Below are 25,334 nucleotides of genomic sequence, written 5' to 3' on the forward strand. Positions count from 1 at the left end.
TTAAGGATAAGTAATCGTCCAATCCAAAGAATCCAATTGTTCCTTCGTAAAAATTTTACTTCCTAACATCATATTGTATTTAAAAACAGTATCAAAGGGGATTGTTTCCACTATTTTTGCATCAAAAAAAACATAGGAAATCCTTGGATCTAAACACCCACTATACTCTATATCCACTTCAAAACTAGGACTATATTCGTTTTTACATTCATGTGCAAATATTTTAAAGTCAACAGGAGAGCTAGCAATATTAGCATTATCAAATATTCCACCTTCGCAATTCCCTCGACGGAAATAGATATCCATATCCGAATAATTACAAATACGAAGTATTTGATGATTGGAGGGAGTATTCTTATATTCCCAACATCCTGTCAGAAACAAAACTAAACTAATAATAACAATTACTTTTCCCATATTAATTAAAAAGTTATTAGTTGATGTAAATTGTCCGGACCTTTTTCCGATAAAGGTTCTGAAGAACGATGCCCCATAAGGTCTGCATCTAAAGCCCTTTCAAATAAAAAAGTAAACTGACCGTTTTTATCCATAATATTTTTCATATCCCATTGATTTTCACTTCCTATAGGATTTTGCTTAAAATACCACTTTAAAACATTCCTTTTATGAAAATACCGGATAGCCCTTGAATTCGCATCCTGTTCCGTACTCGTATATTTATGCCTTTTGTTTTCCTTACTGCGAAATCTATCCCGTAGGACACTCAAAAAACTAGGAACTGCCACTTTCCAAAGGTAATTTATACCTATCTTCTGACTTTGCAGATAATGCCCGTATTCGTGCTGGAACAAAGGATTTGCCGGATCTGCCTCCAAATCTTTCCCGCCCGTAATAAAACTACCTAAAGCGACCCCTTGTCCATTACTTAATAAAGGAGTGGAAACAGTTGTGGCTCCTCCATAATAATCGACTTGGGTATCAGACAAATAATTTACGGCATTGGCATAAGTAAAGCCCAACAATGTCTGAGGCAATTGCCAGGTAAAACGGGATACGATTTCCTTCATCATGCCAAAAAAGTTCTGACCGCCCCCTGCCTTAAATAATCCTACTGTAATCTTCAACTCATTATATCCACTCGCAACTGCTTCTTTCAAAAATTTAGCATGTTTAAAATGCCCTTTAAAAATTGCAAAGCTGGATCAACATTAAACCAACGGCCGATTTCTGGATCATAATAACGAGCGCCAAAATCATACAAAGAAAGCATACTTCCCCCTAAACTTATATCCTGAAATTCTTTACCCGAATACAAATATTTATTCCGATTCAAATTATGGTGCTCAAAAGCCTTTCCAAAAGGATAATAATCCGTTTGCTGGACAGCTATCAAACTGTCATTTACAACTTCCAACAAAACCCGACTACTTCCTAAATGATCCATAAGCAAATAATTGTATTGATAGTCGTTATTACTTTTCCGTACAAAACCCTGTGGATGCATAATGTACGAAAGCTTATCCCCTTCGTACACCATCACATGCCGATAATATGTAAAAGAACTTCCTTTTTTCTGTGCTAATTTCTCGCCAGAAGCACTGTAAATATAGATAGTATTTTCAAAATCTTTATCTATTCTGTATGATAAATTTAATACTTTATAACGATTATTTACGATATTCATCCTCTAGCTTCCGAATATTTATCCTCACTTTCAGCTAATTTGTTAGAATGTATAAATAATTTTTGTAAAAAACCGTTTTTTTATGCAGCAAATTTGCTTCTTTTACGTCATATAGGCAGAAAACAAAAAGAATGAGCGACTATAAAACGATATTACGACAATGCCAGAAAAGAGATAGACGGGCACAACTCGAATTTTATATGCTGTTTTATAAGGGCGTGTATAATAGTGCCTACCGTATACTCGGTAATCCTCAGGAAGCAGAAGAAGTAATGCAGGAGACTTTTTTAAAGGTATTCGACCGTATAGAGGATTACGACGGAGAAGTCAGTAATATGGAAAGAATTTTAAAACGAATTGCCATAAATCATGCGATAGACCTTTACCGGAAAAGAAAGATTCAATTTATCAGTTTGGAAGATAATATATATGTCACCACAGAAGAAAATAACGAGGACGAAACCGAAATGCAATTGCAATTGATTGCAGACAAGCTAAAGCAATTGCCGGAAGGCTATCGTTTAGTACTTAACCTGCATCTGATAGAAGGATTAAAATACGAAGAAATCGCACAAATGATGCAACTAACCCCTTCAACCGTCCGTTCTCAGTTTGCACGGGCCAGAAATAAATTAATCGGACTAATTAAAACACCCTCTCCCCATGAGCAATTTATTAAATGAAAAAATAAAAAATCAGGCAGAAATTTTCGATACGGCTCTGCCACCCTTCGGACATTTCGAACGCTTTGAGGAGCGTCTTGAACGGCATGAACAAAGGAAAAACAGACATGCCCGCCGCTGGATCATCGTTACCTCAGCCGCTGCCACACTGGCACTGATTCTGATGTTCCAGTATTTTTATCCTATTCGCATTCCCTCTGCCACCACCGACTCGATTAAAGAAGTAACCACTTATTATAACCGCCAATTGCAGCAACAAATAAACGATATCGAACAAAATATCAATCTGGTCAATGAACCCGAACGCGATGAAATTTTAAAAGATATTACCGATATGGAGAATGAATCCCAAAAACTGGATAAGAAAGTCCCGGGCATCACAGAAGAAGAATATATTGCGTATATTATATCCCGCTATAATATGCAATTGGAATCATTGGAACATATCCAGACTATTTTAAAAAGTTTACCAAATTCTAAAAAACAAAACCTATAAATTATGAAGTACAAATCTCTATTTTTAGTAAGCAGTTTCCTACTGCTGTTCACCGCTTCCCTATGGGCTGTGCCTACAGAAGTAAAGCGAATCGTCAATAAAAATTTCAAAGTAAAGCCGAACTGTGAATTACAAGTAAATAACAGATACGGTTTTATCGTTATCAAACAATGGAATAAAAACGAAATCGATTTTTCCATTGAAATTATCGGGAAAGGGGAAAATCACAAAGTGGCCCAACGAATGGCCGATCAAATTTCCGTTGATTTCCATAATATGGATAAATTGGTACAAGCCACTACACAGATCGACAGACAACACAACAATTGTAAAAACTGCGGTATCACTATCAATTATACGATAAACGTACCGGCTTCTGCCAAATTAAATCTAACCAACAAATACGGGAATATCCAGCTCGATGAAACCACTCAGCCCTTTCGGGCAGATGTGAAATACGGGAATTTATACGCCGCCGCTTTGAAAGGAACTGACAATGAGATTACGATTAAATACGGAAATGTCGAGTTATCGGAATCGGAGAAACTCTCCTTGAATATCGGTTACGGGAATGCCCGTATGGATAAAATGACCTCCTTGAATTTAATCAGTGCCTATTCAAAATTCAATATCGGAACGGTCGGTTCCATAGAAATGACATCCAAATACGATAGGTTTACGATTAAATCGATCGATTCTTTTGTATTAAGCTCAGCCTATACAGATTTCAGTATTGATTACCTTGGGAAGCGCTTCGATGCTTCCAGCCTCAAGTATTGTAAAGTAAAAATTGCCGATGTGGCCCAGGATTTCAGCTCGATCTTAATAGAAGCAGCCTATACGAATATCCGGATCGGATTGGATAACCATTATAGTTTTATGGCGGATTTGTATACCCGCTACGGCTCCATACGACTCAACGGTATCAAATTATCGGATGTAACGCTGGACGACGACGATAGCCGTTATTCTAAAACGATACGGGGAAGAGTAGGCAAGCAAGAGCATCCCTCGGCAAAAGTGAATATCTCCAACTCTTATGCTGATATTATTTTCAGTAAATAAGAAACATAAACGATAAGCCGTACCTCCGAAGGCTTGCCTGACACTCGCTGACTAATGAATTTACGTTTTTCCCCTTCTCATTCTGATCAGAACGGTAATTTCATTAGTCAGCGAAATACGTTTTACCCGTTTGCCTCAGCAGCTTCCTATTCCTCTTCTCCATATTTCAGCATCTGTTCCAGGAAATTGTCTGGATAATGAATACGAACATCCGTTATTTCTCCTCCCGCTTTCACTAATGTATAGACAGGATTGATAAAACCGGCATAAGGAGGTACATTTAGCTTCCGGTATCTTTCCAGGACTTCCCGATGCAGTTCCTCCTCTACTTTGACTCCGTAAGTCTCTATCAGATCCCGGGCTGCCGGATAATCGCCTTCCGATTTTATACGCTGCACTTCTGCCAGAAGCTTTCCGAACAACATCCTCAAAGCCTCGTAATCGCGTATCACGAAATACGTTTTTCCTTGTTCCCGAATTTTCTCTATGACATTCGCCTCCTTCCCTTGTTCGTATACCCAGGAAGCGATCAACTGGCGGTTTCTCATATGTGCTTCCTCCAGGCTATCGCCGGGTTTAATCCGTGTCAATTGCGTCAGTAAGGCGTTGCGGATGTAAGTATCGTATTCACATTCCGCCACTTCCGGTCCGTTAATAATCCCTAATTCCAACAATTTCGGATCCGCAATATAATAAAGGGCAAAGAGATCCGCCCGGGCCTCTTCCAAAGTAGAATAATAATTTTTCAAAGCTTCAGTAGTCACTCCCGGCATCATCTTTCCCGAACCATGCCCCAGACACTCATGCAAATCCGTATGAAGGTTTCCTCCTTCATAACCGTATAATTCAGCTTTGCGTTTTTCTGCTTCCGAATAAGCAAATTCGGCCGTCACTCCCGATCCCTGTGAAGCCCGGTGATAAGCATAAGTAATATTGTCCAGGGTTACAGACTTACTCCCGTAACGTTCCCGTATCCATTCGGCATTCGGTAAGTTGATGCCGATAGGGGTAGCGGGATGGCAATCCCCTCCCAACATAGCCACTTGCATAACCCGGGCAGTAATCCCCGAAACCTGTGTTTTTTTAAACCGATCTTCTATAGGAGCATTTTTCTCAAACCAAAGCGCATTTTCCGCCAGTTTATTTGTCCGCTCACAAGCTGCAGCATCCACAATTTCCACAACCGACTCCCAGCTTGCTTTATACGCGAGCGGGTCGCCGTATACTTCGATAAAACCATTGATGAAATCGACAGGCGACTCCTGTTCCTGTAGCCAGGCAATTGAATAGGCATCGAAAACAGCCAAATCTCCGTTCTTGTAGTATTCGATCAACAAACGGATCACCTCCCTCTGCTGCTCCGTTAAAGCAAACTTCTGGGCCTTTTCCAGCGCTTTTACAATGTTCGTAATCTCATTACTGTATTTTCCTCCGATTTTCCATACTTCTTCTACCAACTTCCCGTCTTTTTTTACCAAAGTGGAATTCAATCCCCGGGAGATTGGCTGTCCTTCCCCACCGGAGGGGAGTTTATAAAAATCTTCCACTTCCTGCTGAGTAACACCGGAATAATAATTGTTGGCAGAAGCCTTCACCAAATCTTTCGCTCCGTCTAATACCACCCGCTTTGCCATGTAATCCCGGTCGAACAGAATCCGTTCCAGCCCTTCGAATTCCTTCTCCCTTCCGACAGCCGCTAGAAGCGACCGAAAGTATTCCTTTGAAAAAACCGGAATAAATTTATCCATGGAATAATGGTGATGGATCCCATTGGCAAAAAACACTTTTTTAGCATACAATACGAATGCTTTGAATTCTTCACACTCCCGGTCTCCCCGATAGTCCCGCAATATTTTTTCCAGCACCCGACGGATACGCAAATTGTATTTATTATTCTGATCCCATAAAATATCCCGTCCGGCCAAAGCCGCCTGGCTTAAGTAATAAATAAAAAGTTTTTCTTTTAAGGTCAAGCCTTCAAAAGCAGGGACCTGATAACGCAATATCCGGATATCGTCAAATTGCTCTGCAATGTAATTTTCAAAATTCATTTTCTCTTTCTAAAACGTTTGTAGTGATTTCCGGCTTTTTTCTTTTGCCTGTTCTTCTTTCATACGTTCCTCACACCGTAGCGGTTTCAACCGGCCTTTTTTCCGTCTCTAACTTTTCTGCTGTTCAAACCGTTCTAAAATTTCTCCGGATGCCTTTACAGCATGTTTATACCATTGAAAAGCAACTTTCACTTCTTCTTCCGGAGACAAATGCCAATCCAGGTCGCTTTCCCGGAGCCGCTGCATTACGCTATACATAATCAAAGCCGCACATACGCTCACGTTCAGGCTTTCCGTAAATCCGTACATCGGGACTTTTACAAATTCGTCGGCTTCCCGAATCACGTCTTCCGATAAGCCCGTCAGTTCTGTTCCGAAAAAAAAGGCCATTTTCCCTTTTTTTAAATCCAGATCGTCAATAAGCGTATCACGGGAATGAGGAGTAGTGGCAATAATACGGTATCCCTGCTGCCGGAGTTGCCGGAGGGCCGCCGGGGTATTATTCTTTTCTCCCCGGTAACGATGAAGAGTCAGCCATTCCCGGGCTCCTTGGGATACGGTAGAAGTCACATCGTATTTGTTCCGGTTCTCGATAATGTGTACGCTCTGTACGCCCATACAATCGGCTGTACGCATTACAGCACTCTGATTATGGGACTGGTATAGATCTTCCAATACTAAGGTGACATACTCCGTTCTCTCCCGGATCAACCGGGAAAAGAGCGCATTTTTTTCATCTGTCACAAAATTTTTCAGATATTCCACTTTTTCCTGCTCTGTCCTCATCAGCTTTCGTTTTCTCGTAAAAATATTTCCACAACGCAGCGACATGCATCGCCTGCATAATTTGATTTTCCATTAACAATTTCTTCACCTCCTCCGGTTCCAATAATTCTACAGCAATGTCCTCCGTCGCTTCCTGATGAGGTTCTCCTATTCTTTCCAGGTCGGTAGCCAGAAAGCAATATGTTAAATTGGTATGCGTACCCGGGTTTACCGAAAATACCATATAGGTTTCCCAATGTCCTTTTCCATATCCCGTTTCCTCCCACAATTCCCGCCGGGCCGCCTCTAAATAGGAGGAATCCGAATCTTCCACCACGCCCGCACATAATTCATAGCCGACCCGTCCCAAGCCATGACGATACTGTCTTTCCATCAGCAATTTCCCTTCCCGGGTAATTCCGATAACACAAACCCAGGCTGGATACTCCAATACATAGTATGAAGGAATAAGGCTTCCGTTTGGTAGCTCCACTTTATCCCGTCTGACAGTAAACCAAGGCTCTTTAAAAAGGTACTCCGATTGAAGCACTTTCCAGGGTTGTATCTGTTTTTTCCCCATTTTCAATCGTATTAAATTCGTCTGGTATAAAAATAGTAATTAAAATTCTGTACCCTATACCCGAAACGCCACTTTTCTCCATAAAAAAAGGGGCCCTTAAAAATTACTTTTCAGGCGGCCCCTTTTTTTATGTTAATCTGTGATCAGCACTTTTCTGCCAATTCAGCTCCAGCTTTAAATTTAACAACTTTCTTAGCAGGGATTGTAATAGCCTTACCTGTTTGAGGATTTCTACCACTTCTTGCACTTCTTTCAGAGACAGAGAAAGAACCAAATCCGATCAATGCAACCTTATCACCGTTCTTCAGTGCTTCACCTACTGTTTCAATAAAAGCTTCCAAAGCCTTTTTAGACTCTGCCTTTGTCAAACCTGCTTTTTCAGCAATAGCGTCAATTAATTGTGCTTTATTCATAATATTATTTTTTAGGGTTAGAATTTTTATAACCTTTCTCTCTAGGCAAATGTATATATTTTATCGAGGATGTCAAAGTTTTCAAAAAAAAAATCGTTTTTTTTTTAATTTTTTTACTATAAGACACTTTCGGCACACTTTTCACCGTCCATAGCAGCCGAAATAATGCCTCCGGCATAGCCTGCCCCTTCTCCGCAAGGATATAATCCTTCGATTTCCACATGCCTCAACCGATCGGGTAATCTCACTATTTTCAAGGGGGCAGAAGTCCGGGTCTCCACCCCCAGCAATACTGCTTCCGAGGTCAGAAAGGCTTTTGCCCTCTCTCCAAAGGAAAGCAATCCTTCCCTCAAACGCCGGGAAATCAATTCCGGTAGCCATTGGTGTATCGGAGAACTGTTCACGCCGGGTTTATAAGATACCCGGGGCAAGCGGTTACTGAATTTACCCCTCAAAAAATCTGTCAAGACTTGTGCCGGAGCCTGCAAATGTCCCCCTCCCTGCTGCCAAGCCTGCTTTTCCAAGGCTTCCTGAAATTCCATTCCTCCGAATAATCCGGCATAATGCATTTGTTCCAGCTCTTCCCGACCGATAGCCGTGACGATTGCCGAATTTGCCCAAGGCGTATTCCGGGCAGAAGAGGACATGCCGTTGACGACTTGCTGTTCCGGACCAGTAGCAGCAGGAACAACTACTCCGCCGGGACACATACAGAAAGAATATACCCCTCTTCCTTCCACAGGAGTTACAAAACTATATTCCGCAGCCGGCAACCATGGCCCCCTCCCTTCTTTTCGGTGATACTGCATACAGTCGATGATCTGCTGAGGATGTTCCAAACGCAATCCCACAGCGAAATCTTTGGGCTCCATATAAACGGAACGGGCCTGCAACATACGATAGACATCCCGGGCTGAATGCCCCGTAGCCAATATTACCTGTTCTGCGTAAATTTCCTCTTGTCCGGCCATCACTCCTTTTATCTGCTTACCCTGCAAGATAAAATCCGTAACCCGGGTCTGAAAACGCACCTCCCCTCCGTATGCTTCAATAGTTTTCCGGATATTCACGATCACCCCGGGCAATTTATCCGTCCCGATATGAGGATGAGAATCGATCAATATCACCGGATCAGCTCCATGATATACCAATATCTCCAATGCCCGCTGTACATCTCCCCGTTTTTTGGAACGCGTATACAACTTTCCGTCTGAAAAAGTACCGGCACCTCCTTCTCCGAAACCGAAATTAGAATCCGGATTCACCAAACCGGATTTATAAAGTTGTCCCAAATCCCGCCGACGCTCCTCCACACTTTTTCCCCTTTCCAATACGATAGGGCGATATCCCCTCTCTATCAAACGCAAAGCAGCAAACAAGCCGGCAGGCCCCGCCCCCACAACAATTACCGGTTTAGCTGTCGCCACATTCCGGTAAGCCGGTTTAAAAACCTTTTCTCTCTCCTCCAGACAGTCGATATGCACCCCCAACCGAAGCTGCAATATTACCTGACGCTGACGGGCATCCACCGCTTTTTTCAATAGATCGATATGCCGAATGCGTTCCAAACTTACCCCCACTTCCCTAGCTGCATATTCCCGAAGCAACTCCTGTTCAGCAGCCTCTTCGGGCTTTATCCTGATTTGTATTTCTTTGTACATCTCTCTTGAATTTAAACGTTCCTCCTCTTCCGGCCCTTTACCAAAGATATCCGGCGAAAATAGACATTTTTACCGGAACACTCCACCTTTTCGGTTTATTTTCAACCGGAAAACCCAACAGAAAATTTAATTTTATTCCATTTTTCTTATTTTCAGAAAAACTCCTAACTTCGTAACCATTAAAACCGATCCAAAATAACGCAAAAGGAAATCTTTATATCCGAAAGATATTCAAGGAAATGATTGAAAAACGAAGGTTTTAAACAACCGTTACATAACAAATTATAATCCTATGAAAAAAATAGCCTTGATTACCGGAGCAACTTCCGGAATAGGACAAGCCACCGCTCTGAAAGCAGCCGAAGCCGGATTTGAAATCATTATCACCGGTCGCCGTGAGGACCGTCTCCAACAGTTAGCCGCAGAAATCCGGCAAAAAGGAAGCGAAGTACTCTCTCTTTGCTTCGATGTCCGCGACGCCGAAGCTGTAAAAAAAGCCATCGAAAATCTGGATGACAAATGGAAAAATATAGCCGTTCTGGTCAATAATGCTGGTCTGGCCGTAGGAGTGAGCCCGCTCCAGGAAGGAATCCTGGACGACTGGGAAAGAATGATTGATACCAATGTGAAAGGTTTACTTTATGTCACCCGGGCCGTTGCTCCTCTCATGATTCAAAAAAACAGCGGACACATTGTCAATATCGCCTCGATAGCAGGGAAGGAAGTATACCCCGGCGGAAACGTATACTGTGCCACCAAACACGCCGTAGACGCCTTGTCCAGAGCCATGCGCACCGATATGCTGAAACACAACATTAAAGTCACCAATATCGCCCCCGGTATGGTGGAAACGGAATTTTCCCTGGTTCGCTATAAAGGAGATGCCGCAGCAGCCAAAAATGTTTATAAGGGCATGACTCCTCTTACAAACGAAGACATCGCCGATACCATTCTCTTTGCTATTACCCGGCCGGCTCATGTCTGCCTGAATGACATTGTCATCATGCCAACCGCGCAAGCCAATTCCAGAGACGTAAACAGAGAAGCTTAAGTTTCTGTAAACAACGTATTTGCATTCTGATAAAGAACAAGACTTCAGTCCGGATGAAATTTGCTATGGATTGGCAATATTAAAGTTTTATCCGGACCGGAGTTCCGTTTATCAGTTTTTGAAAGGAATACTTTTCTCCCCCCAAAAGAAAACATTCCTCTTACCGACTACCTTTTTTATCTTCGTTTTATTCCAATTCCAGTCCGAATAATTTTTTCATCTCTGCCACCACCGGATTTTCCTCCATGAAATAGGCCAATTTATCCTGAGCTGTAATCAAGCGACGCTCTTCCTCTCCGGAAGCCTTTTCAAACATTCGAATTTCCAGTTGAACAAAGCCGTTATTCAATCCCTGCATCAACGCATTCTGCAAACTATGCCGGATAGCTTCCAATTTCTCGACCTGTATCTGATTATCCACTTTGACAATAATCCGGTCACCCTCTATTTCCGGAGTATGGGACTTTAAAGCTATGCTGACAATAGTGTCGGGATGCTGTTGTTGGATCAAACGATCAAATACTCCCTTCACTTTCCCTTCGTCAAAGGCATCGTGAGCTTCTACCCGTACGGAAATGGCCGGAGCGGCCTCCGGCTTTTTAACATCGTAACGCTCGGCTGATTCGGCAAACGCCTTTTTCAATTTAAAAGAAGCAGTAGGTTTATTTTTTTCTTCCTCCCGCGAAAGAGTAACCGAAGAGGATCCCTGGGGAGAATCTGCGGTTGCCGGAATTCCGTATTTGCCGTTAAAATCTTTTATTTTCAGTAATTTCCCTTCCTCAGAGAAGTTCAGATTTTTTTTTTTAACTCATTAATCTGACACAGCTTAATCAGAGTGATTTCCACGCAAAGCCGCTTTTCCATCCGGACTTTGTATTGCATTTCACACTGTTCAATAATTTTCAAGGCGTCGTAGAGAAATCCGGTTTCACAAACGGCAGCTTGTTTTAAATACCGTTCCCGTATGCGAGCACTGACTTCCAGTAACTGTACCGTTGCCGGATCTTTGGCCACCAAGACATTCCGAAAATGTTTCCCCAAACCGGCCACCAAATTAGCGGCATCAAATCCCTTTTCCATAATTTCGTTAAAGAGCAAAAGAGCTCCGGAGACATCCCCTTTATGGAATAAATCTGTCAGACGGAAATAATATTCATAATCCAGTACATTCAGATTTTCAATCACCCCGGCATAAGTCAGGTTCTTTCCGCAAAAATTCACCACCTGATCGAAAATAGACAAGGCATCTCTCATCGCTCCGTCAGCTTTCTGGGCAATGATATCCAATGCCTCCTCTTCCGCTGTCACCCCTTCTTTCTGAGCAATATATTGCAAATGGCGAACCGTATCCTCTACTTTCATCCGGTTAAAATCGTATATCTGACACCGAGAAAGAATCGTAGGTAGTATCTTATGCTTTTCAGTAGTAGCCAAAATAAAAATAGCATGGGCAGGCGGTTCTTCCAATGTCTTTAAAAAAGCATTGAAAGCAGAAGTGCTCAACATATGCACTTCATCGATGATGTAAACACTGTATTTACCTACCTGAGGAAGAATACGCACCTGATCTACCAAGCCCCGGATATCGTCCACACTGTTATTGGAAGCCGCATCCAGTTCGTGAATATTCAACGACCGTCCCGTATTGAAAGCTTTGCAGGACTCACATTCGTTGCAAGGCTCCGCATTCGGCTGCAGATTTTGACAATTTATCGTCTTGGCAAAAATACGGGCACAGGTCGTCTTCCCCACCCCACGCGGTCCGCAGAACAAATACGCCTGCGCCAATTGGTGATTCACAATCGCATTTCGCAAAGTAGAGGTAATGGAGAGCTGGCCTACTACCGTATCGAAACTGGCTGGTCTGTATTTCCGGGCTGAAACTATAAAATTATCCATGCAGTGAATTGGTTGAAAATGAAGAATAACGCATGAAAAAAAATCCCCACTCTACAATATGTCCTCCCTTACATTTCGGTTTTCCGAACATTTTTACTCTCACCCGTCATTCTTTAGTGGGGTAAAGTTAATAACCTTTTAGGTCTTTACAAAACCTGTTTTTATTTTTTAAGAGGAAAAAACAGTATCGCTTCCTCTGCTTATATTCTCTCAATATCTCTTTTAGCAACCCAACCTTCATTTCCATCTTCCAAGCGGATATTTACCCACTCTCCAAGCGATTCGATGATCTTTACCTTCAATCCTTCGTGGATGACAAACAAACTGGTCCCGCTATTATCCGGTGCCCCTTTTACCGTTACGCTGGGAGTCAGGACAATCGCATAATCCCGCTCTGTGATTCGTCTGTATTGTTTCACAGAAAAAATAACAGAAAATACAGTAAAAAACAATATCACTATTCCCAATGTAAAACCCGTTTTTTTCAATGCTGCCGTAGAGGAATAAAAAAACAAGGCAACCATACCCAGAAACAGGATAAAGAAAGCTATCGAAATATAAGCCCACTGATCGGCAGAAAAATAAGCCACCAATGATTTATACCACCTAACGATAAAAACCTCCGGTAAAACCTCAATCTTATCCACCGCCTGACTCTGAGCCATCTGCAAATTATAACGGGCATCCCGGTCTCCGGGATTTAACAACAAGGCTCTTTCATAGTTTAAAATTGCCTGCGTATTTTCTCCCAGTTTATAATAACAATTCCCCAGATTATAATACAATTGAGCTGATTCCTGGCCTTCGGTCAACATTTTTTTATACGTATCAGCTGCTTCCAGATATTTACCTTGCCGATATTCCTTTTCCGCCTGCTGCGTCAAATCCTCAGCGGCAGCCAAGGTACTTAATGCTCCCATCATAAACAGCCATATCCACCATATTTTTTTCATACTTCGTCGATCTATATAGTCCAAATTTTCATAGGGTTATCCTTTCCCTTCTCATTTTATCGCCTTATCCAGTTTGGTAATAATCGCAATTCCATTTTCGTATACCTGATCCATTTCCTGGTCGGGATTAGCGGCCGGAGCATAACGGGCAAATTCGCAGGTATCCAACACGGTGATAAAATCCTGAATCAATGTACTTTCGACAGATTTCCGTTGCAAAATATCGCTGATATTATCCCGGTTTAGTTCCGCCATATCAATATTCAATTTATAACTCACATATCCCCACAAAGCCTTCAGCACTTCTTCGTAGAATTGCTCGGTATTCCGGTTTTTCATCGCTACAGCAGCCGACTTCATCCGCTTTCGGGCCATTTTATTAGCCGCTTTATTCTTTACCCTTACCAGATCTGCATTCGCTTTAATTCTCCTCCGATTCAAGATAGCTCCGATCACAAAGAGTACAAAAGGAATGATAAAAGCCAGCCAATACACCACCGTTCCAAAGAAAACTCCGCCTTTCGGGCGCAATTGAAGATCCCCGGTACGGATAAAACGAATATCCTGTCCCAATTGACGCACATCTTCCTTCTTAAAAGATTGTACAGAGGTCGTGTTCTCGCCGGAAGTGCTCCCATTTCCTTTCAATACATGTACCTCATAAGTCTCTCCGGAAACAGTTCTGTAGGCATGAGCCGCCGGATCAAAATAAGAGAAAGTCACTGCCGGAATTTTATAATCTCCGGCATAACGCGGTATTAACACATACTCATACGTCACTGTCCCCCTCATACCGTTTTCCCCGGTTTTGATATCCTTGGTCACTTTCGGTTCATAACTTTCAAAGTCGGTCGGAAAATCAATAGTCGGTGCAGAAATCAATTTCAGATTACCGACTCCACTGAACGTCACTTTATAGGTCAAAGCATCGTTTGCCTTCACCGTATCGGCAGATAAAGAAGTTCGCATCGAAATATCCCCAACCGTCCCACTAAACCCAAGTGGCCTTCCTGCCACAGGCAGTTCACGGACATTGATCTTTACCGGACGGCTCAAACGCAGAGCTTTTATATCCCGGTAATTTCCGAAAAAATCATCGAAAAAACTCCGGGAACTGGCCAATTGCTGCCGGACAATACATTCTACTTCAAAAGGTTCAATCGTAATTTCTCCCGTATGTTGGGGAAACAACAATACTTTCCGGAGGACGCCAACTTTATAGATCTCCCCGTTATAAGTCTCCCGCACTAATTCTATTTGCTGAGGAGTAGGTATATCCTCGGCCAAAAAACCGTCAAAAGCCGGAAATTTCGTCCGTCCAAAACTTACCAGATTTACTTTTGAATAGACTTTTATGGTCGCCACCAGACTTTCGCCTATATATAAATTCCGGCGACTGACATCCACTTTTACAAACAGATTATTCTCGTTTACAGCGACATTCCCTTCTGCTTGTTCTGTCGGATCTACTCTACGGTTAGAGCGGTTTGCATGGTTTCCGCTTCCTTTCACCACCTCTATTGAAATCGCATTCGAGCGGTATTCTTTTCCCTCAACAGTTATCGTAGCCGGAGGAATCTGAAAAGTTCCCTCCTTTGTTCCCTCTAAAACATAGGTATAGGTATAAGATACACTCTGTGTCACCTTACCGTTGATACTGGAAAAAGAGGAAGAAGAACCCGTACTCGGTCCCATCAATAATGTAAATCCGTCTAAAGTAGGGATTTGCAGATCTGTTCCTTTCCGATTCAAAGAATAAGATAACCTGAATTGTTCTCCGACTTCCACAACCGAAGGCGCTGAAGCTTCAAATTCCACCCCTTGGCCATAGGCAGCCAGACTACCCAAAAACAATAATATGAAACCCAATAATCTCATCTTTATCCGTTTTAAGTCCATTGACTTATATTTTTAAGGCTCAAAATTACCAATCTTTTTCGATTTTCTGTTTTTTCGCCTTTTGTTGTTGCACTTTTTCTTTTTGTACCTTTTCCTGAACCTTTTTCTCGTCATTTTGTAAAGCCTCTAATAAACGCTGAGCATCTTCTTTGGATATCTTTCCCGGTTGTTGCTGAGGCTGTTGGTTTTGCTGCTGTTGGTCCTTATTCTGTTGATTTTTATCCTGATCCTTTTGGTTCTTATCCTGCTGGTCCTTGTTCTGATCTTGCTGATCCTTATTTTGATCTTGTTGGTCTTTCTGCTGGTCTTCGTTTTTCCCCTTATCCTGATCTTTCTGCTGATCTTTATTTTGGTCTTTGTTTTGATCCTGATTCTGATCCTGATTCTGTTGTTGTTGCTGTTGTTGCTGTCTCCTCCGGGCATATTCCAGATTATATTTCGTCTCCGGAGCATTCGGACGATTCCTCAACGATTCTTTATACGCCTCTATACTCTCTTCGGTTTTCTGCATCGACAATAAAGTATTTCCGATATTGTGGTAGAGTTCCCCCAATCTCTGCTTATCCATCTCCTTTTCTGCCAAATCAGAAAACTGTTTTAAAGCCTCATCGAATTTCTTCTGTTTGAACAAAGCATCCCCTAAATTAAAAGCAGCCTCGTAAGAATCCGTCTTTTTATCCAAAGCTTTCCGGTATTCAACTTCTGCCTTTTCAAAATCCTGTTTATCATAAAGGTCATTTCCTTCCCGAACTAATTTCCGTTCTTTCTGCGCACTTGCACTAAAAGCAATACCGATCAGAAACAATATCAAGCTTACTTTTTTCATCATCATACAAAATAAATCTTAATCAAAGTCTACATCTACCATTCAAACGCTCTGCCTTCTAGAGATCTTTTTTCTTTTGCTCCGGATTGAAAATATGGATTTTCATAAAATGCCGGTTTTTCCTGCCCAGAATCATAAATTCCACAAAGACAAAGAATAAGCCCACTAACAAAAAATACTGATATTTCTCAGCATAATCACTGTATACCCTTTCTTCCAATAAGGATTTTTCCATACGGTTTACTTCTTCCAAAAGGGTATTCAATCCCACATCCGTATTACTGGCTCTCACATACATACCTTCGCCCGCTTTGGCTATTTTTTTCAAGGTTTCTTCATCCAGTTTTGACACCACCACATTTCCCTGACCGTCTTTCATAAACTGTCCCGGATTTCCTTTCTGCGGAATAGGGGCCCCTTGTTCCAGGCCCATTCCGATGGTATGTACGTATATTCCCTTTTTCCGGGCAGCTTTCGCCGCAGCTACTGCATCATCCTGATGATTTTCGCCATCGGTAATAACAATAATCGCTTTGGACGTCTGAGTCTCCGGTGTAAAAGATTTCGCCGCTAAATCGATAGCCGCTCCGATAGCCGTCCCCTGTACAGGCACAATGTCTGTATTGATACCGGACAAGAATAACCGGGCAGAAGAATAATCCGTCGTAATCGGCAATTGTACATACGCATCTCCTGCAAATACGATCATTCCGACTTTGTCGTCCGACAATTTCTCAATCATCCGGGAGATGGCTAATTTGGCTTTTTCCAGACGACTGGGTTTAATATCCTGAGCCATCATGGAATTGGAGACGTCCAATACCAGCATTAATTCCACCCCTTTCTTTTTTACCTGTTGTAGTTTGGAACCGAATTGCGGACCGGCCACCCCTACAATGACAAAAAGTAAGGCCAATAAAATCATCGTAAATTTCCAGGCTCCCCGTTTGAATGAAAGCAAAGGCATCAAAGGAGCTAACAACTCAGGATTCCCGAATTCGGCAATCGCTTTCTTTTTCCGGCTTCTCATCACTACATAAAAGACAATCAACAAAGGGATGACAAGCAAAAGATATAATAATTCCGGATGTGCAAATCTAAACATAGTCTATTTTTTTAATTGCTTTGCAACGTTCTTTTTTCCAACTTTCCTCCAACAGTATTTTCCATCGGCCCTCGCTCCTATGGTATCTTTCTCAATAGGGTATATCTCAACAAAGCCTCTGTGACGAGCAAGAGCATGCCGACCAAGCCGAACCAGAAATATTGCTCTTCCCGTTTACTGAAATGTTTTACTTCTACCTTACTCTTTTCCAACTGATCGATCTCATTGTAAATTTGCTGTAACTTATCATTGTCCGTAGCCCGGAAATATTGCCCTCCGGTTACGCTGGCAATTTGCTTCAACACGGCCTCATCAATTTCTACGGGGACATTCTGCAATTGGATACCGAAAGGTGTCTGCACCGGATAAGGGGCTTCCCCATAAGTACCGACTCCAATAGTATAGACCCGTATACCATAGGTCTTAGCCAACTCAGCTGCCGTCACCGGAGCAATACTTCCCCGGTTGTTTACTCCGTCGGTAAGCAGAATGACGACCTTCGATTTTGCCGGACTATCTTTCAGGCGATTGACAGCATTTGCCAATCCCAAACCGATAGCTGTCCCGTCCTCGATCATACCGCTCTGTACTTCCCGCAAAAGGTTGACCAGAACAGCCTGATCCGTCGTCAACGGACATTGGGTGAAACTCTCTCCGGCGAATACCACCAATCCAATCCGATCCTGAGGACGTTCCAAAATAAATTTGGTAGCAACTTCTTTAGCTGCCTCCAAACGGTCGGGAGTGAAATCCCGCGCCAGCATACTGGTAGAAATGTCCAATCCCAATACGATATCAATTCCTTCACTGGAATAGGTCTGCCAGCTATTACTCGACTGCGGACGGGCTAAAGCCGTAACTAAAAATACGATCGCCAACACTTTACAGGCAAAAAGCAAATGACGCAACCATACCCTTCCGGCATGCCGGATCCCCCGGAAAGCACGCAAAGAAGAAAACTGTAAATCCGCATGCGATTGTTTTTCTTTAAAAACATACCACAAGATCATCGGTACCAATAATACCAATAGCAGAAAATATTTCGGGTTGGCAAATTCAAATCCAAACATAATTCGATCTTTTAAGACAATCTCTATTCTAAATCCGATTTTCCAGTTCTACCTAAAGAGTACCCATCGTCTCCTGTTGCTCCTCTTCCAATGCCTCCAATTGCTGTATCTCTTCTTTTTGCTGCAGTTCTTTTACATTCTGGTTTGTATGCTGGATAAATTCATAAGCTATATTCAGGTTCCGGGTATTTTCGTCTGGTAAAGGAGTGGCTTTGGCAAATTTCACAAAATCGGCTGTCTGAAACAAATCCGCCAACTTCTCCCGGTCCTCCGCGTTTACCCGGGCACAGTTCTCCACTGCCATCAAGGTTTCGAAAGACGTCTGTTCCATTGCTCCTATGCCCAATTCTCCATTCAAATACTCCCGTACGGTATCGGTCAAGCGGGTGTAATACTCTTTTACTTTTCCCTCCTGCCACAATTTTTCAGCTTTCAATCCATCTAAGGCCTGTATCGCCCTTACATAAGGAGGTATGGCAGGTTCTTCCCGACGGAACAAAGGTTTCTCTTTTCTCCGGCGAATAACGAACCACACGATCAGCGCCAGGACAACCACTCCCACCAAAACCAATAAGATAGTAGGCAGCACTTCTAAAAAAGTGACAGGCATCGGATAAGGGGCTACAATATCGTTAATTCCTTGCTGCTCATCTACTTTATAAGTATTGACCATAAAAGCAATGGGATCGGTACGAAGTACATTATTGTAACTTTTATCTTCCACCGTAATCGGCATGGCAGGAATGACATATACCCCGGTATCAAAAGCCGTAATCACATATTTTTCCTCTATCAGCCATTTTCCATCTTTTCCCTGAAGGGAGTCTCTGACAGGTCCGGAGATGATTTCGACTCCGGCTGTGACCGTATCTTTCAAGAGGGGAAAAACCACCTGAACAGGTACATCACTCCTTACCCTGAAGGTAAGATGCTGCTGATCACCTATCATCATATAATTGGTATCCACACCGACCCCGTACTCGAGATTCTGACCTTTTACCAACCCCATTCCAACGATCAGGGATACTATAAATAACCGTAATTTCAATCTCATAAACCTTATTTTATTTAAGAGGAACTCCGCCCTTTGTAAAACTTTATTCCCCTCAAGGGTTCCCTTTTTCCCTACGCTCTTTTCTTAAACAATGTAATCAATGCCCTTACATAATCCTCGTCCGAACGAATATTCGCTACATCCACTCCCGAACGCTTAAAAGAATTGATCAACTTTTGCTCTTCTTCCCAGGCAAATTTCCGGTAATACTCGCGCAAAGCTTTATCAGAAGTGTCTACCCACATACTCTCCCCCGTCTCAGCATCCTTTAAATACATCAAACCGACAGCCGGCAATTCGTTTTCCCTCCGGTCGTATACCCTTAAAGCGACCACATCGTGCTTACGGTTGGCAATCGAAAGGGCATGCTCAAAATTATGGGAATCGATAAAATCGGATAATATAAAACAAGTACAACGTTTTTTTATGGAATTTGTCAAATATTCCAAAGCCACCGCAATATTTGTCTGTCTATCTTCCGGATAAAAATCAATTAGTTCCCGGATAATATGCAAAATATGCGTTCGACCCTTTTTAGGAGGAATGAATTTCTCAATTTTATCGGAAAAGAAAATCACACCGATTTTATCATTATTCTGTATTGCCGAAAAAGCGATTACGGCAGCGATTTCAGTAATTTGATTTTTTTTCAGCTTGGATACTGTCCCGAAATTCCGGGATCCGCTGACGTCTATCAGTAACATTACCGTCAACTCCCGTTCTTCTTCAAATACCTTTACATAAGGCCGGTTATGGCGTGCCGTCACATTCCAGTCGATATTCCGGATATCATCCCCGTATTGGTATTCCCGCACTTCACTGAAGGTCATTCCCCGCCCTTTAAAAGCCGAATGATATTCTCCCGCAAAAATGTTACTGGACAATCCCCGGGTCTTTATCTCAATTTTCCTTACTCGCTTTAATAATTCTGATGTTTCCATATTCCAGACCGAAAGGTTCAACAAGTTGAAAATTTCTCTACTACGGAAGCCGATTTTCCTTCCGTCCGCCTTCTACTAAGGCACTTCAACGGTATTCAGAACTTCATTTACAATATCTTCGCTCGTAATATTGTTCGCTTCCGCTTCATAGGTCAAACCGATACGATGTCTCAACACATCCGGACATACAGCCCGTACATCTTCCGGAATAACATATCCCCTGCGCTTGATGAATGCATAAGCTTTGGAAGCCTTTGCCAGACTGATACTGGCTCGGGGAGACCCTCCGTAAGCAATCATATCTTTAAACTTCTCCAAACCGTTTTCCTTCGGGGAACGGGTAGCAAAGACAATATCGATAATGTATTTTTCGATCTTTTCGTCCATATAAACATCTTTCACTACTTCCCGGGCCTTTATAATGTCCGCCGGCCTAAGAATAGTATTGGCTTGTGGAAAATTCTTCTCCAGATTTTGCTGTACAATCAGCTTTTCCTCCTCTTTTCTCGGATAGTCAATTACGACCTTTAGCATAAAACGGTCGACTTGTGCCTCCGGAAGCGGATAAGTACCTTCCTGTTCGATCGGGTTCTGTGTGGCCATAACTAAGAAAGGCTCCGGAAGCGGATAAGTCATATCCCCTATGGTCACCTGACGTTCCTGCATCGCTTCCAGTAAAGCCGATTGCACTTTGGCCGGAGCCCGGTTAATTTCATCTGCCAAGATAAAATTGGCAAAAATAGGCCCGTGTTTCACAACAAATTCTTCTTTTTTCTGGGAATAAATCATCGTTCCGATCACATCGGCAGGCAATAAATCGGGAGTAAACTGGATACGGCTGAATTTTGCATCTATAGTCGTAGCCAACGTATTAATAGCTAATGTCTTTGCTAAACCAGGAACCCCTTCCAGCAAAATATGACCGTCCGACAACAATCCGATCAGGAGACCTTCTATCAAATGCTTCTGTCCCACAATCACCTTGTTCATTTCCATACTGATCATGTCCACGAACGAGCTTTCCTGCTGAATACGATCATTCAACGCTTTAATATCAACAGTATTCATCATAAATTATTTTTAGTATTAAATTATAAATTTACAATTTCGCCTTTCCCCCCTCCCCTTCTTTTCCCAATTTTTATTTCGCTATCAAAATTAGCTATATTTGAACCAAATGTTAAATTCCTTGCCGTTAAAAAAAGTTAAGTCTTCGTTTAGATTTTTGTAAAAAAAATCAGAGGCAAAGGCGCCTCTGATTCAAGATTTTCCCCTACTCTCCCCGCTCTTCCTTCTTTTTCCGCTTAAAAGCCTTCAAATATCCCAAAATGAATACGTAAATTGTGAATAGAAAAATCAAACAACGTAAAAAAAAGTTAGGTACATCCATGCCTTGGGGGAACATAATATCCTTCACCAAAGAGGGGGCCATATAGATCATCAAAGCAAACAAAACAAACAGCTGGGCAATGGTAAAAAAACGAACCCGTTTTTCCCGGCGGATACGCCTGGCCTTCACCTCCGGAGGTTCCCCCGAAGCCGCCATTTTAGAACGTTGGTTTTTATTGACTTTTATTTCCGGCGTTTTGTTTCTGTTTTTCCACCGCTGGCGCATCCGCATGCCTACCATAAGCATAAACACACAGAACGCAATAAATATATACACATCCCAATTCATAACCTTGCATTAATGGCTACAAAGATAATAAAAGAGTTAGAATGTCAACACAATCTGTCCCCGGGATGGCAAAGCCCGGTAAAGGACTTTCGCATCCGCTTTGCACAGACCGATACGAATCGTCGGCGTATAAGGTGGTAATTCCAATTTTCCCATGGCTTCGGCTGTATTCCGTACCTCACACCAGCGCTGTCTTAAATCGAAAAAAAAGGCCGTGTAATGATCTTTCCAACCGCCTTCGGTCTGGTAAAAGAAAAAGCGAATATTCCGGTCCGTATCCAATACAAAATATACCGGTTCTGCCTGGGTCGTATCTGGTACTACCGACGGAAGAATATCAGTGCTATCCTTAGGAGCCTGCACCACCTGTAAAGGTTCCCTGGGAATAGTGGCCTCTGAACGGGTAATATTCATCGGCCGGGACAAAAAATCGTATAACACTTCCGGATCTATACGGGTAAAAAAAGGACTTTCCTCCGCAGATTGCAGCGGAATACTCCGTACCCCCAATCCTTTAATCATTAGCCGGGCCTCCCGGGCAGGCAAGTCCAAATACAAACCAATAGAATCTCCGGCCGCCAAAGCAACTAAGCTATTTAGCGAACTTTGCCGGCGAAGCAAATCGCAATATCCCGGGACCTGCTGAAGGAGAGCCTTTTCCCCTATGTCTTTCTGTTTCACCTTTTCCCAATACGCTTCATTCGTCTTCACACACAAAACCTGCATCGCCCGAAAACTACAAACCGAATAGGCAGAAGCGAGAAACACTCCTATTCCCAGCAATATCCATAGTCCTTTACAAGATCGCATTTTTAATAATTTATACCCCTCTTTTATTAATAAATATAGACATAAGCCCCCACTGGTAAAGTATGGTATACCTTTTCCAGATCCTCATCCCCGAAACGTACACATCCATGGGTGACCGGCATTCCCAGAAAACGTTTATACAACGTACCGTGTAACAAATAACCGTCAGCCATCCGCAAAGCATAATCTCCCAATACTCCCCTTTCATAACGGGCGGGATCTCCTGCTTTCGGAACCGGAAGTCCTTCTTCTATAAAAGCCCAATCGGGCTTTGTCCAGACCGGATTTTCAGTTTTTGACAATACCCTCATTCGTCCTTTGGGAGTTTTGAATATCCACGTTCTCTCTTCACTCACCAGTTTGGTATAGCTCCCGGAAGAACAAAAGCCTTCCCGCATCAATTTTCCCTTTCGGTCGTACAAATAAAAACGGTTCCGGGTAGTATTCACAACAAGATAAGGAGAATGAGGCAAATATCGATCCAACTTTCCCTCCAAGCGGGCAATTTCGCTTTTCATTTTCCGGATCGTTTTCTTCACCACCGGCTTTTCCAATAAAACAGAATCGGTTTCAACCGTTTTGAATGTTCTCTTTCCCCACTGCAACATAAGGGGAGTTAGGTAGAAAACAATCAGGAAAGGAATAAAAATAACCGCTATCCAACCGATTATTTTTCCTCGTCTCCCCCAACAAATGTGTTTGTCTTGCCCGGGTAATCCCTTTCCCGAAGGCATGAGATCAATTTTTTGCGTATCCATAATTTTTTAATGCCTTTTCTAAAGATATAGACGCCCCTATGATAAGGATAGGCGTCCCTTTCCTTGCCAGGCTATAAAGTAAATTCATATCCTCATTAGCCAAGGCTACACAGCCATTTGTCCAATAAGTGCCTCTCCCTCCTTTTCCATGTATTTCAATCAGCCCTCCTATCCCAATTTCTGCAGCAATTTTTCCCCTTCTTTTCAATTGACGGAATTCTTTTTCATCCTCCCGATTCGGATAATTCAGCAGTAAAGCTTTGTAGTATTGAGTCGCATTGCCTTCCAACTTCCTCTCCACCCGGTAATTTCCTTCGGGTGTGGCCCGGTCGCCCTCACATCGTTTATCTCCCATCCAATTCTTCCCGAATTCGACTTTAAAAGTATACTTCATTTCCCCTCTCTCATAATAGACACAACGGGGAGGAAATTTTTCCACAACGATCAGTTCATCTTTTCTTTCCCGGGAATTCTCTAAAGCCGTCTTCAATTGAGCTTGCCATTGAGGGAGCTGCACAAAATAAGCTTCTAACAATTTCCGGGCTTCCTCATAAGCATACCGGACCAGAACAGACGACCGAACACTTTTATCCGAACCTCCCGGATAATCTCCCTTTTTAAAAGCAATTTCAGCCTCATTCAGTAATAACTTCCCCTGTGTATATTTTTCCTTCATCTCTGCAGGCAGGGGGAGCAAATTGAAAATCGGTTCGAATACACTCATTTCCTCCCGTAGCCGGTCAATTCCGGCCTGCAAATTTTCCCGGGAATTCTGATGCTTTTCCCGGGTTTGCTCTAAAGTCCGCTTTCCTTTTTCTTTTGCCATCCGGGCATAAGAACGAACCGTACTATAATCCCGGAAGACGATCCATTTTTTATTTTCTTCCCTCCAGCTGATCATTGCCGAATCATAGAGGAACCGGGTTTCCTTATACAATTGAGGACTATAATTCAGGGCTCCCGCCCCTTCCGCTTCCGCAAGCAATTGTCGCACTTCCTCTATCTCTCCCTCCGGTGATCCTTCTTTCGTACACAAAAATAGCCCCGTCCCTCCCAAAACAATTCCGGCCAGAACACTCCATCCCCATTTTTTACCCCTTATTTTTCTCATATTCTTCTCTGTAAACGAAAACATAAAAGTCTGTATAGGTATGAGTACAAAAAGCGTACATACTTTTCGGATTTCTAAACAAAAAGCGTATGTTCCCTTTCTCCCCAGGCAACATACGCTTTCTCCTTATTTTACAGTTTTAGCTACCGGCCTTTTTTCTTTGCAATAGCTTCTGTCAATTCCGTATTGATATCAGTCACAGACTTTTGTGCCGCATTCAGCCTATCCAAAGCTTCGGCATAATTGATATCTTCCCTTAATGCTGCCTCTACTTCTTTTACTCGAGTTTCAATGACATTTAATTCACCGGTAATCTGAGTGATAGCAGCCCGTCCTTCTTTCCCCCGGGGAGCCTTAGCCAAAAGAGTACGGGTAGCAGCCAAATTGTCTTTTATTGTAGTCACCATCGTCTCCGCTTCAGTCTTGACAGCTTCTTTCTTAGCGGGAACAGCAGTCGTCACTTTTTCAGCCTGAACAGTCAATGCCTCTAATTGCGTCTTTACCTCTCCAAAATCTTTCATAAATTTTGAATTCTCAGCTTCGATCTTCTGCATCATTACGTTTAAAGAATCCTCTAAGGCTTTATACTCACTAGCCATATAAATATCGGCCTGAGCATTTTTAGCAGCATCTACTGCCGATTTAGCGGCACGAATACTTTCTTGTGGCATTTTACCACAACCTGACGCCAGAATTGCCATCATTACCATGGCAAAAACCAGAAATAATCGGTTTTTCATTTTACTTTAATACTTTAATTTTGAATAAATTACTTTCCTCTCAAGCACAGCGTGAACTTCACCTACACCCGCAGAAAAGA

General features: G+C 42.5%; 26 protein-coding genes and 1 pseudogene. 4 read left to right on the forward strand and 23 right to left on the reverse strand.

All coding sequences use genetic code 11. The features are described from left to right. Genes HMPREF9449_RS06125 through HMPREF9449_RS06135 form a run of 3 tightly spaced genes read right to left on the reverse strand, consistent with a single transcriptional unit; the run spans position 1 to position 1,645 of the window. On the reverse strand, positions 1-417 hold the full coding sequence (locus HMPREF9449_RS06125; protein ID WP_009136375.1) for a hypothetical protein: 417 nt from the start codon (positions 415-417) through the stop codon (positions 1-3). A gap of 5 nt (positions 418-422) precedes the next feature. Beyond that, positions 423-1,118, reverse strand: coding sequence for a hypothetical protein (locus HMPREF9449_RS06130; RefSeq protein WP_009136376.1), 696 nt, complete (start codon positions 1,116-1,118; stop codon positions 423-425). Beyond that, positions 1,115-1,645 (reverse strand): RHS repeat domain-containing protein, encoded by a 531-nt coding sequence (locus HMPREF9449_RS06135; RefSeq protein ID WP_009136377.1) that lies wholly within the window; start codon positions 1,643-1,645, stop codon positions 1,115-1,117. Before HMPREF9449_RS06135 ends, HMPREF9449_RS06130 begins: the two co-directional genes overlap by 4 nt. A gap of 131 nt (positions 1,646-1,776) precedes the next feature. Here HMPREF9449_RS06135 and HMPREF9449_RS06140 point away from each other — a divergent pair, with 131 nt between their 5' ends. Genes HMPREF9449_RS06140 through HMPREF9449_RS06150 form a run of 3 tightly spaced genes read left to right on the forward strand, consistent with a single transcriptional unit; the run spans position 1,777 to position 3,889 of the window. Next, positions 1,777-2,328: an RNA polymerase sigma factor gene (locus tag HMPREF9449_RS06140; protein ID WP_009136378.1), complete on the forward strand. Its 552-nt coding sequence runs from the start codon at positions 1,777-1,779 to the stop codon at positions 2,326-2,328. Next, on the forward strand, positions 2,309-2,824 hold the full coding sequence (locus tag HMPREF9449_RS06145) for a hypothetical protein (protein ID WP_009136379.1): 516 nt from the start codon (positions 2,309-2,311) through the stop codon (positions 2,822-2,824). Before HMPREF9449_RS06140 ends, HMPREF9449_RS06145 begins: the two co-directional genes overlap by 20 nt. Positions 2,825-2,827: 3 nt before the next feature. Further along, entirely contained in the window at positions 2,828-3,889 is a 1,062-nt protein-coding gene (locus tag HMPREF9449_RS06150) for a hypothetical protein (RefSeq protein ID WP_009136380.1), read from the forward strand. Between the two features lie 146 nt (positions 3,890-4,035). On the opposite strand, the gene HMPREF9449_RS06155 is transcribed toward HMPREF9449_RS06150, so the two are convergent. From HMPREF9449_RS06155 to HMPREF9449_RS06175, 5 genes are all read right to left on the reverse strand, one after another. Continuing rightward, a complete protein-coding gene (locus HMPREF9449_RS06155) occupies positions 4,036-5,940 on the reverse strand; it encodes a dipeptidyl-peptidase 3 family protein (protein ID WP_009136381.1) in 1,905 nt (634 codons plus the stop codon). A 108-nt stretch (positions 5,941-6,048) separates the two neighbouring features. Beyond that, on the reverse strand, positions 6,049-6,726 hold the full coding sequence (locus HMPREF9449_RS06160; protein WP_009136382.1) for a TrmH family RNA methyltransferase: 678 nt from the start codon (positions 6,724-6,726) through the stop codon (positions 6,049-6,051). After that, complete coding sequence (locus HMPREF9449_RS06165; protein ID WP_009136383.1) at positions 6,674-7,285, reverse strand: NUDIX hydrolase; 612 nt, start codon at positions 7,283-7,285, stop codon at positions 6,674-6,676. The genes HMPREF9449_RS06160 and HMPREF9449_RS06165 overlap by 53 nt, the downstream gene beginning before the upstream one ends. A gap of 143 nt (positions 7,286-7,428) precedes the next feature. Continuing rightward, positions 7,429-7,698 (reverse strand): HU family DNA-binding protein, encoded by a 270-nt coding sequence (locus HMPREF9449_RS06170; protein ID WP_009136385.1) that lies wholly within the window; start codon positions 7,696-7,698, stop codon positions 7,429-7,431. Between the two features lie 116 nt (positions 7,699-7,814). Beyond that, positions 7,815-9,359 (reverse strand): NAD(P)/FAD-dependent oxidoreductase, encoded by a 1,545-nt coding sequence (locus tag HMPREF9449_RS06175; RefSeq protein WP_009136386.1) that lies wholly within the window; start codon positions 9,357-9,359, stop codon positions 7,815-7,817. A 292-nt stretch (positions 9,360-9,651) separates the two neighbouring features. Here HMPREF9449_RS06175 and HMPREF9449_RS06180 point away from each other — a divergent pair, with 292 nt between their 5' ends. Next, positions 9,652-10,410, forward strand: coding sequence for an SDR family oxidoreductase (locus tag HMPREF9449_RS06180; RefSeq protein WP_009136387.1), 759 nt, complete (start codon positions 9,652-9,654; stop codon positions 10,408-10,410). 187 nt (positions 10,411-10,597) lie between these two features. Here the strand turns inward: HMPREF9449_RS06180 and HMPREF9449_RS06185 are convergent, their stop codons facing one another. From HMPREF9449_RS06185 to HMPREF9449_RS06255, 15 genes and pseudogenes are all read right to left on the reverse strand, one after another. Next, complete coding sequence (locus HMPREF9449_RS06185; protein ID WP_009136388.1) at positions 10,598-11,053, reverse strand: hypothetical protein; 456 nt, start codon at positions 11,051-11,053, stop codon at positions 10,598-10,600. A 152-nt stretch (positions 11,054-11,205) separates the two neighbouring features. Continuing rightward, positions 11,206-12,309 (reverse strand): annotated as a pseudogene (locus HMPREF9449_RS06190) (DNA polymerase III subunit gamma/tau); the annotation flags it as partial. Between the two features lie 200 nt (positions 12,310-12,509). Next, positions 12,510-13,262 carry a tetratricopeptide repeat protein gene (locus tag HMPREF9449_RS06195; RefSeq protein WP_040611241.1) on the reverse strand — a complete coding sequence of 251 codons (753 nt, stop codon included), beginning with the start codon at positions 13,260-13,262 and terminating at the stop codon, positions 12,510-12,512. Between the two features lie 51 nt (positions 13,263-13,313). Then, positions 13,314-15,140 carry a BatD family protein gene (locus HMPREF9449_RS06200; RefSeq protein WP_040611680.1) on the reverse strand — a complete coding sequence of 609 codons (1,827 nt, stop codon included), beginning with the start codon at positions 15,138-15,140 and terminating at the stop codon, positions 13,314-13,316. A gap of 46 nt (positions 15,141-15,186) precedes the next feature. After that, positions 15,187-15,993, reverse strand: a complete 807-nt coding sequence (locus HMPREF9449_RS06205; protein WP_009136392.1) for a tetratricopeptide repeat protein — start codon at positions 15,991-15,993, stop codon at positions 15,187-15,189. 52 nt (positions 15,994-16,045) lie between these two features. Then, complete coding sequence (locus HMPREF9449_RS06210; RefSeq protein ID WP_009136393.1) at positions 16,046-17,092, reverse strand: VWA domain-containing protein; 1,047 nt, start codon at positions 17,090-17,092, stop codon at positions 16,046-16,048. A gap of 77 nt (positions 17,093-17,169) precedes the next feature. Beyond that, on the reverse strand, positions 17,170-18,162 hold the full coding sequence (locus tag HMPREF9449_RS06215; protein WP_009136394.1) for a vWA domain-containing protein: 993 nt from the start codon (positions 18,160-18,162) through the stop codon (positions 17,170-17,172). A gap of 52 nt (positions 18,163-18,214) precedes the next feature. Beyond that, positions 18,215-19,216 carry a BatD family protein gene (locus tag HMPREF9449_RS06220; protein WP_009136395.1) on the reverse strand — a complete coding sequence of 334 codons (1,002 nt, stop codon included), beginning with the start codon at positions 19,214-19,216 and terminating at the stop codon, positions 18,215-18,217. Between the two features lie 71 nt (positions 19,217-19,287). Next, positions 19,288-20,157 (reverse strand): DUF58 domain-containing protein, encoded by an 870-nt coding sequence (locus HMPREF9449_RS06225; RefSeq protein WP_009136396.1) that lies wholly within the window; start codon positions 20,155-20,157, stop codon positions 19,288-19,290. Positions 20,158-20,232: 75 nt separating this feature from the next. Then, a complete protein-coding gene (locus HMPREF9449_RS06230; protein WP_009136397.1) occupies positions 20,233-21,228 on the reverse strand; it encodes an AAA family ATPase in 996 nt (331 codons plus the stop codon). A 202-nt stretch (positions 21,229-21,430) separates the two neighbouring features. Further along, positions 21,431-21,835: a hypothetical protein gene (locus HMPREF9449_RS06235; RefSeq protein WP_009136398.1), complete on the reverse strand. Its 405-nt coding sequence runs from the start codon at positions 21,833-21,835 to the stop codon at positions 21,431-21,433. Between the two features lie 36 nt (positions 21,836-21,871). Continuing rightward, a complete protein-coding gene (locus HMPREF9449_RS06240; protein ID WP_009136399.1) occupies positions 21,872-22,645 on the reverse strand; it encodes a hypothetical protein in 774 nt (257 codons plus the stop codon). Between the two features lie 26 nt (positions 22,646-22,671). Then, positions 22,672-23,403 carry a L,D-transpeptidase gene (locus HMPREF9449_RS06245; RefSeq protein WP_009136400.1) on the reverse strand — a complete coding sequence of 244 codons (732 nt, stop codon included), beginning with the start codon at positions 23,401-23,403 and terminating at the stop codon, positions 22,672-22,674. After that, the gene (locus HMPREF9449_RS15860) at positions 23,384-24,514 is read right to left on the reverse strand and encodes a L,D-transpeptidase family protein (protein WP_050810405.1); all 1,131 of its coding nucleotides are present in this window, start codon (positions 24,512-24,514) and stop codon (positions 23,384-23,386) included. Before HMPREF9449_RS15860 ends, HMPREF9449_RS06245 begins: the two co-directional genes overlap by 20 nt. Positions 24,515-24,657: 143 nt before the next feature. Continuing rightward, positions 24,658-25,254 (reverse strand): hypothetical protein, encoded by a 597-nt coding sequence (locus tag HMPREF9449_RS06255; RefSeq protein WP_009136403.1) that lies wholly within the window; start codon positions 25,252-25,254, stop codon positions 24,658-24,660. Positions 25,255-25,334 lie beyond the last annotated feature (80 nt).

Source organism: Odoribacter laneus YIT 12061 (assembly GCF_000243215.1).
In the GTDB taxonomy this organism is placed as follows: Bacteria; Bacteroidota; Bacteroidia; order Bacteroidales; family Marinifilaceae; genus Culturomica; species Culturomica lanea.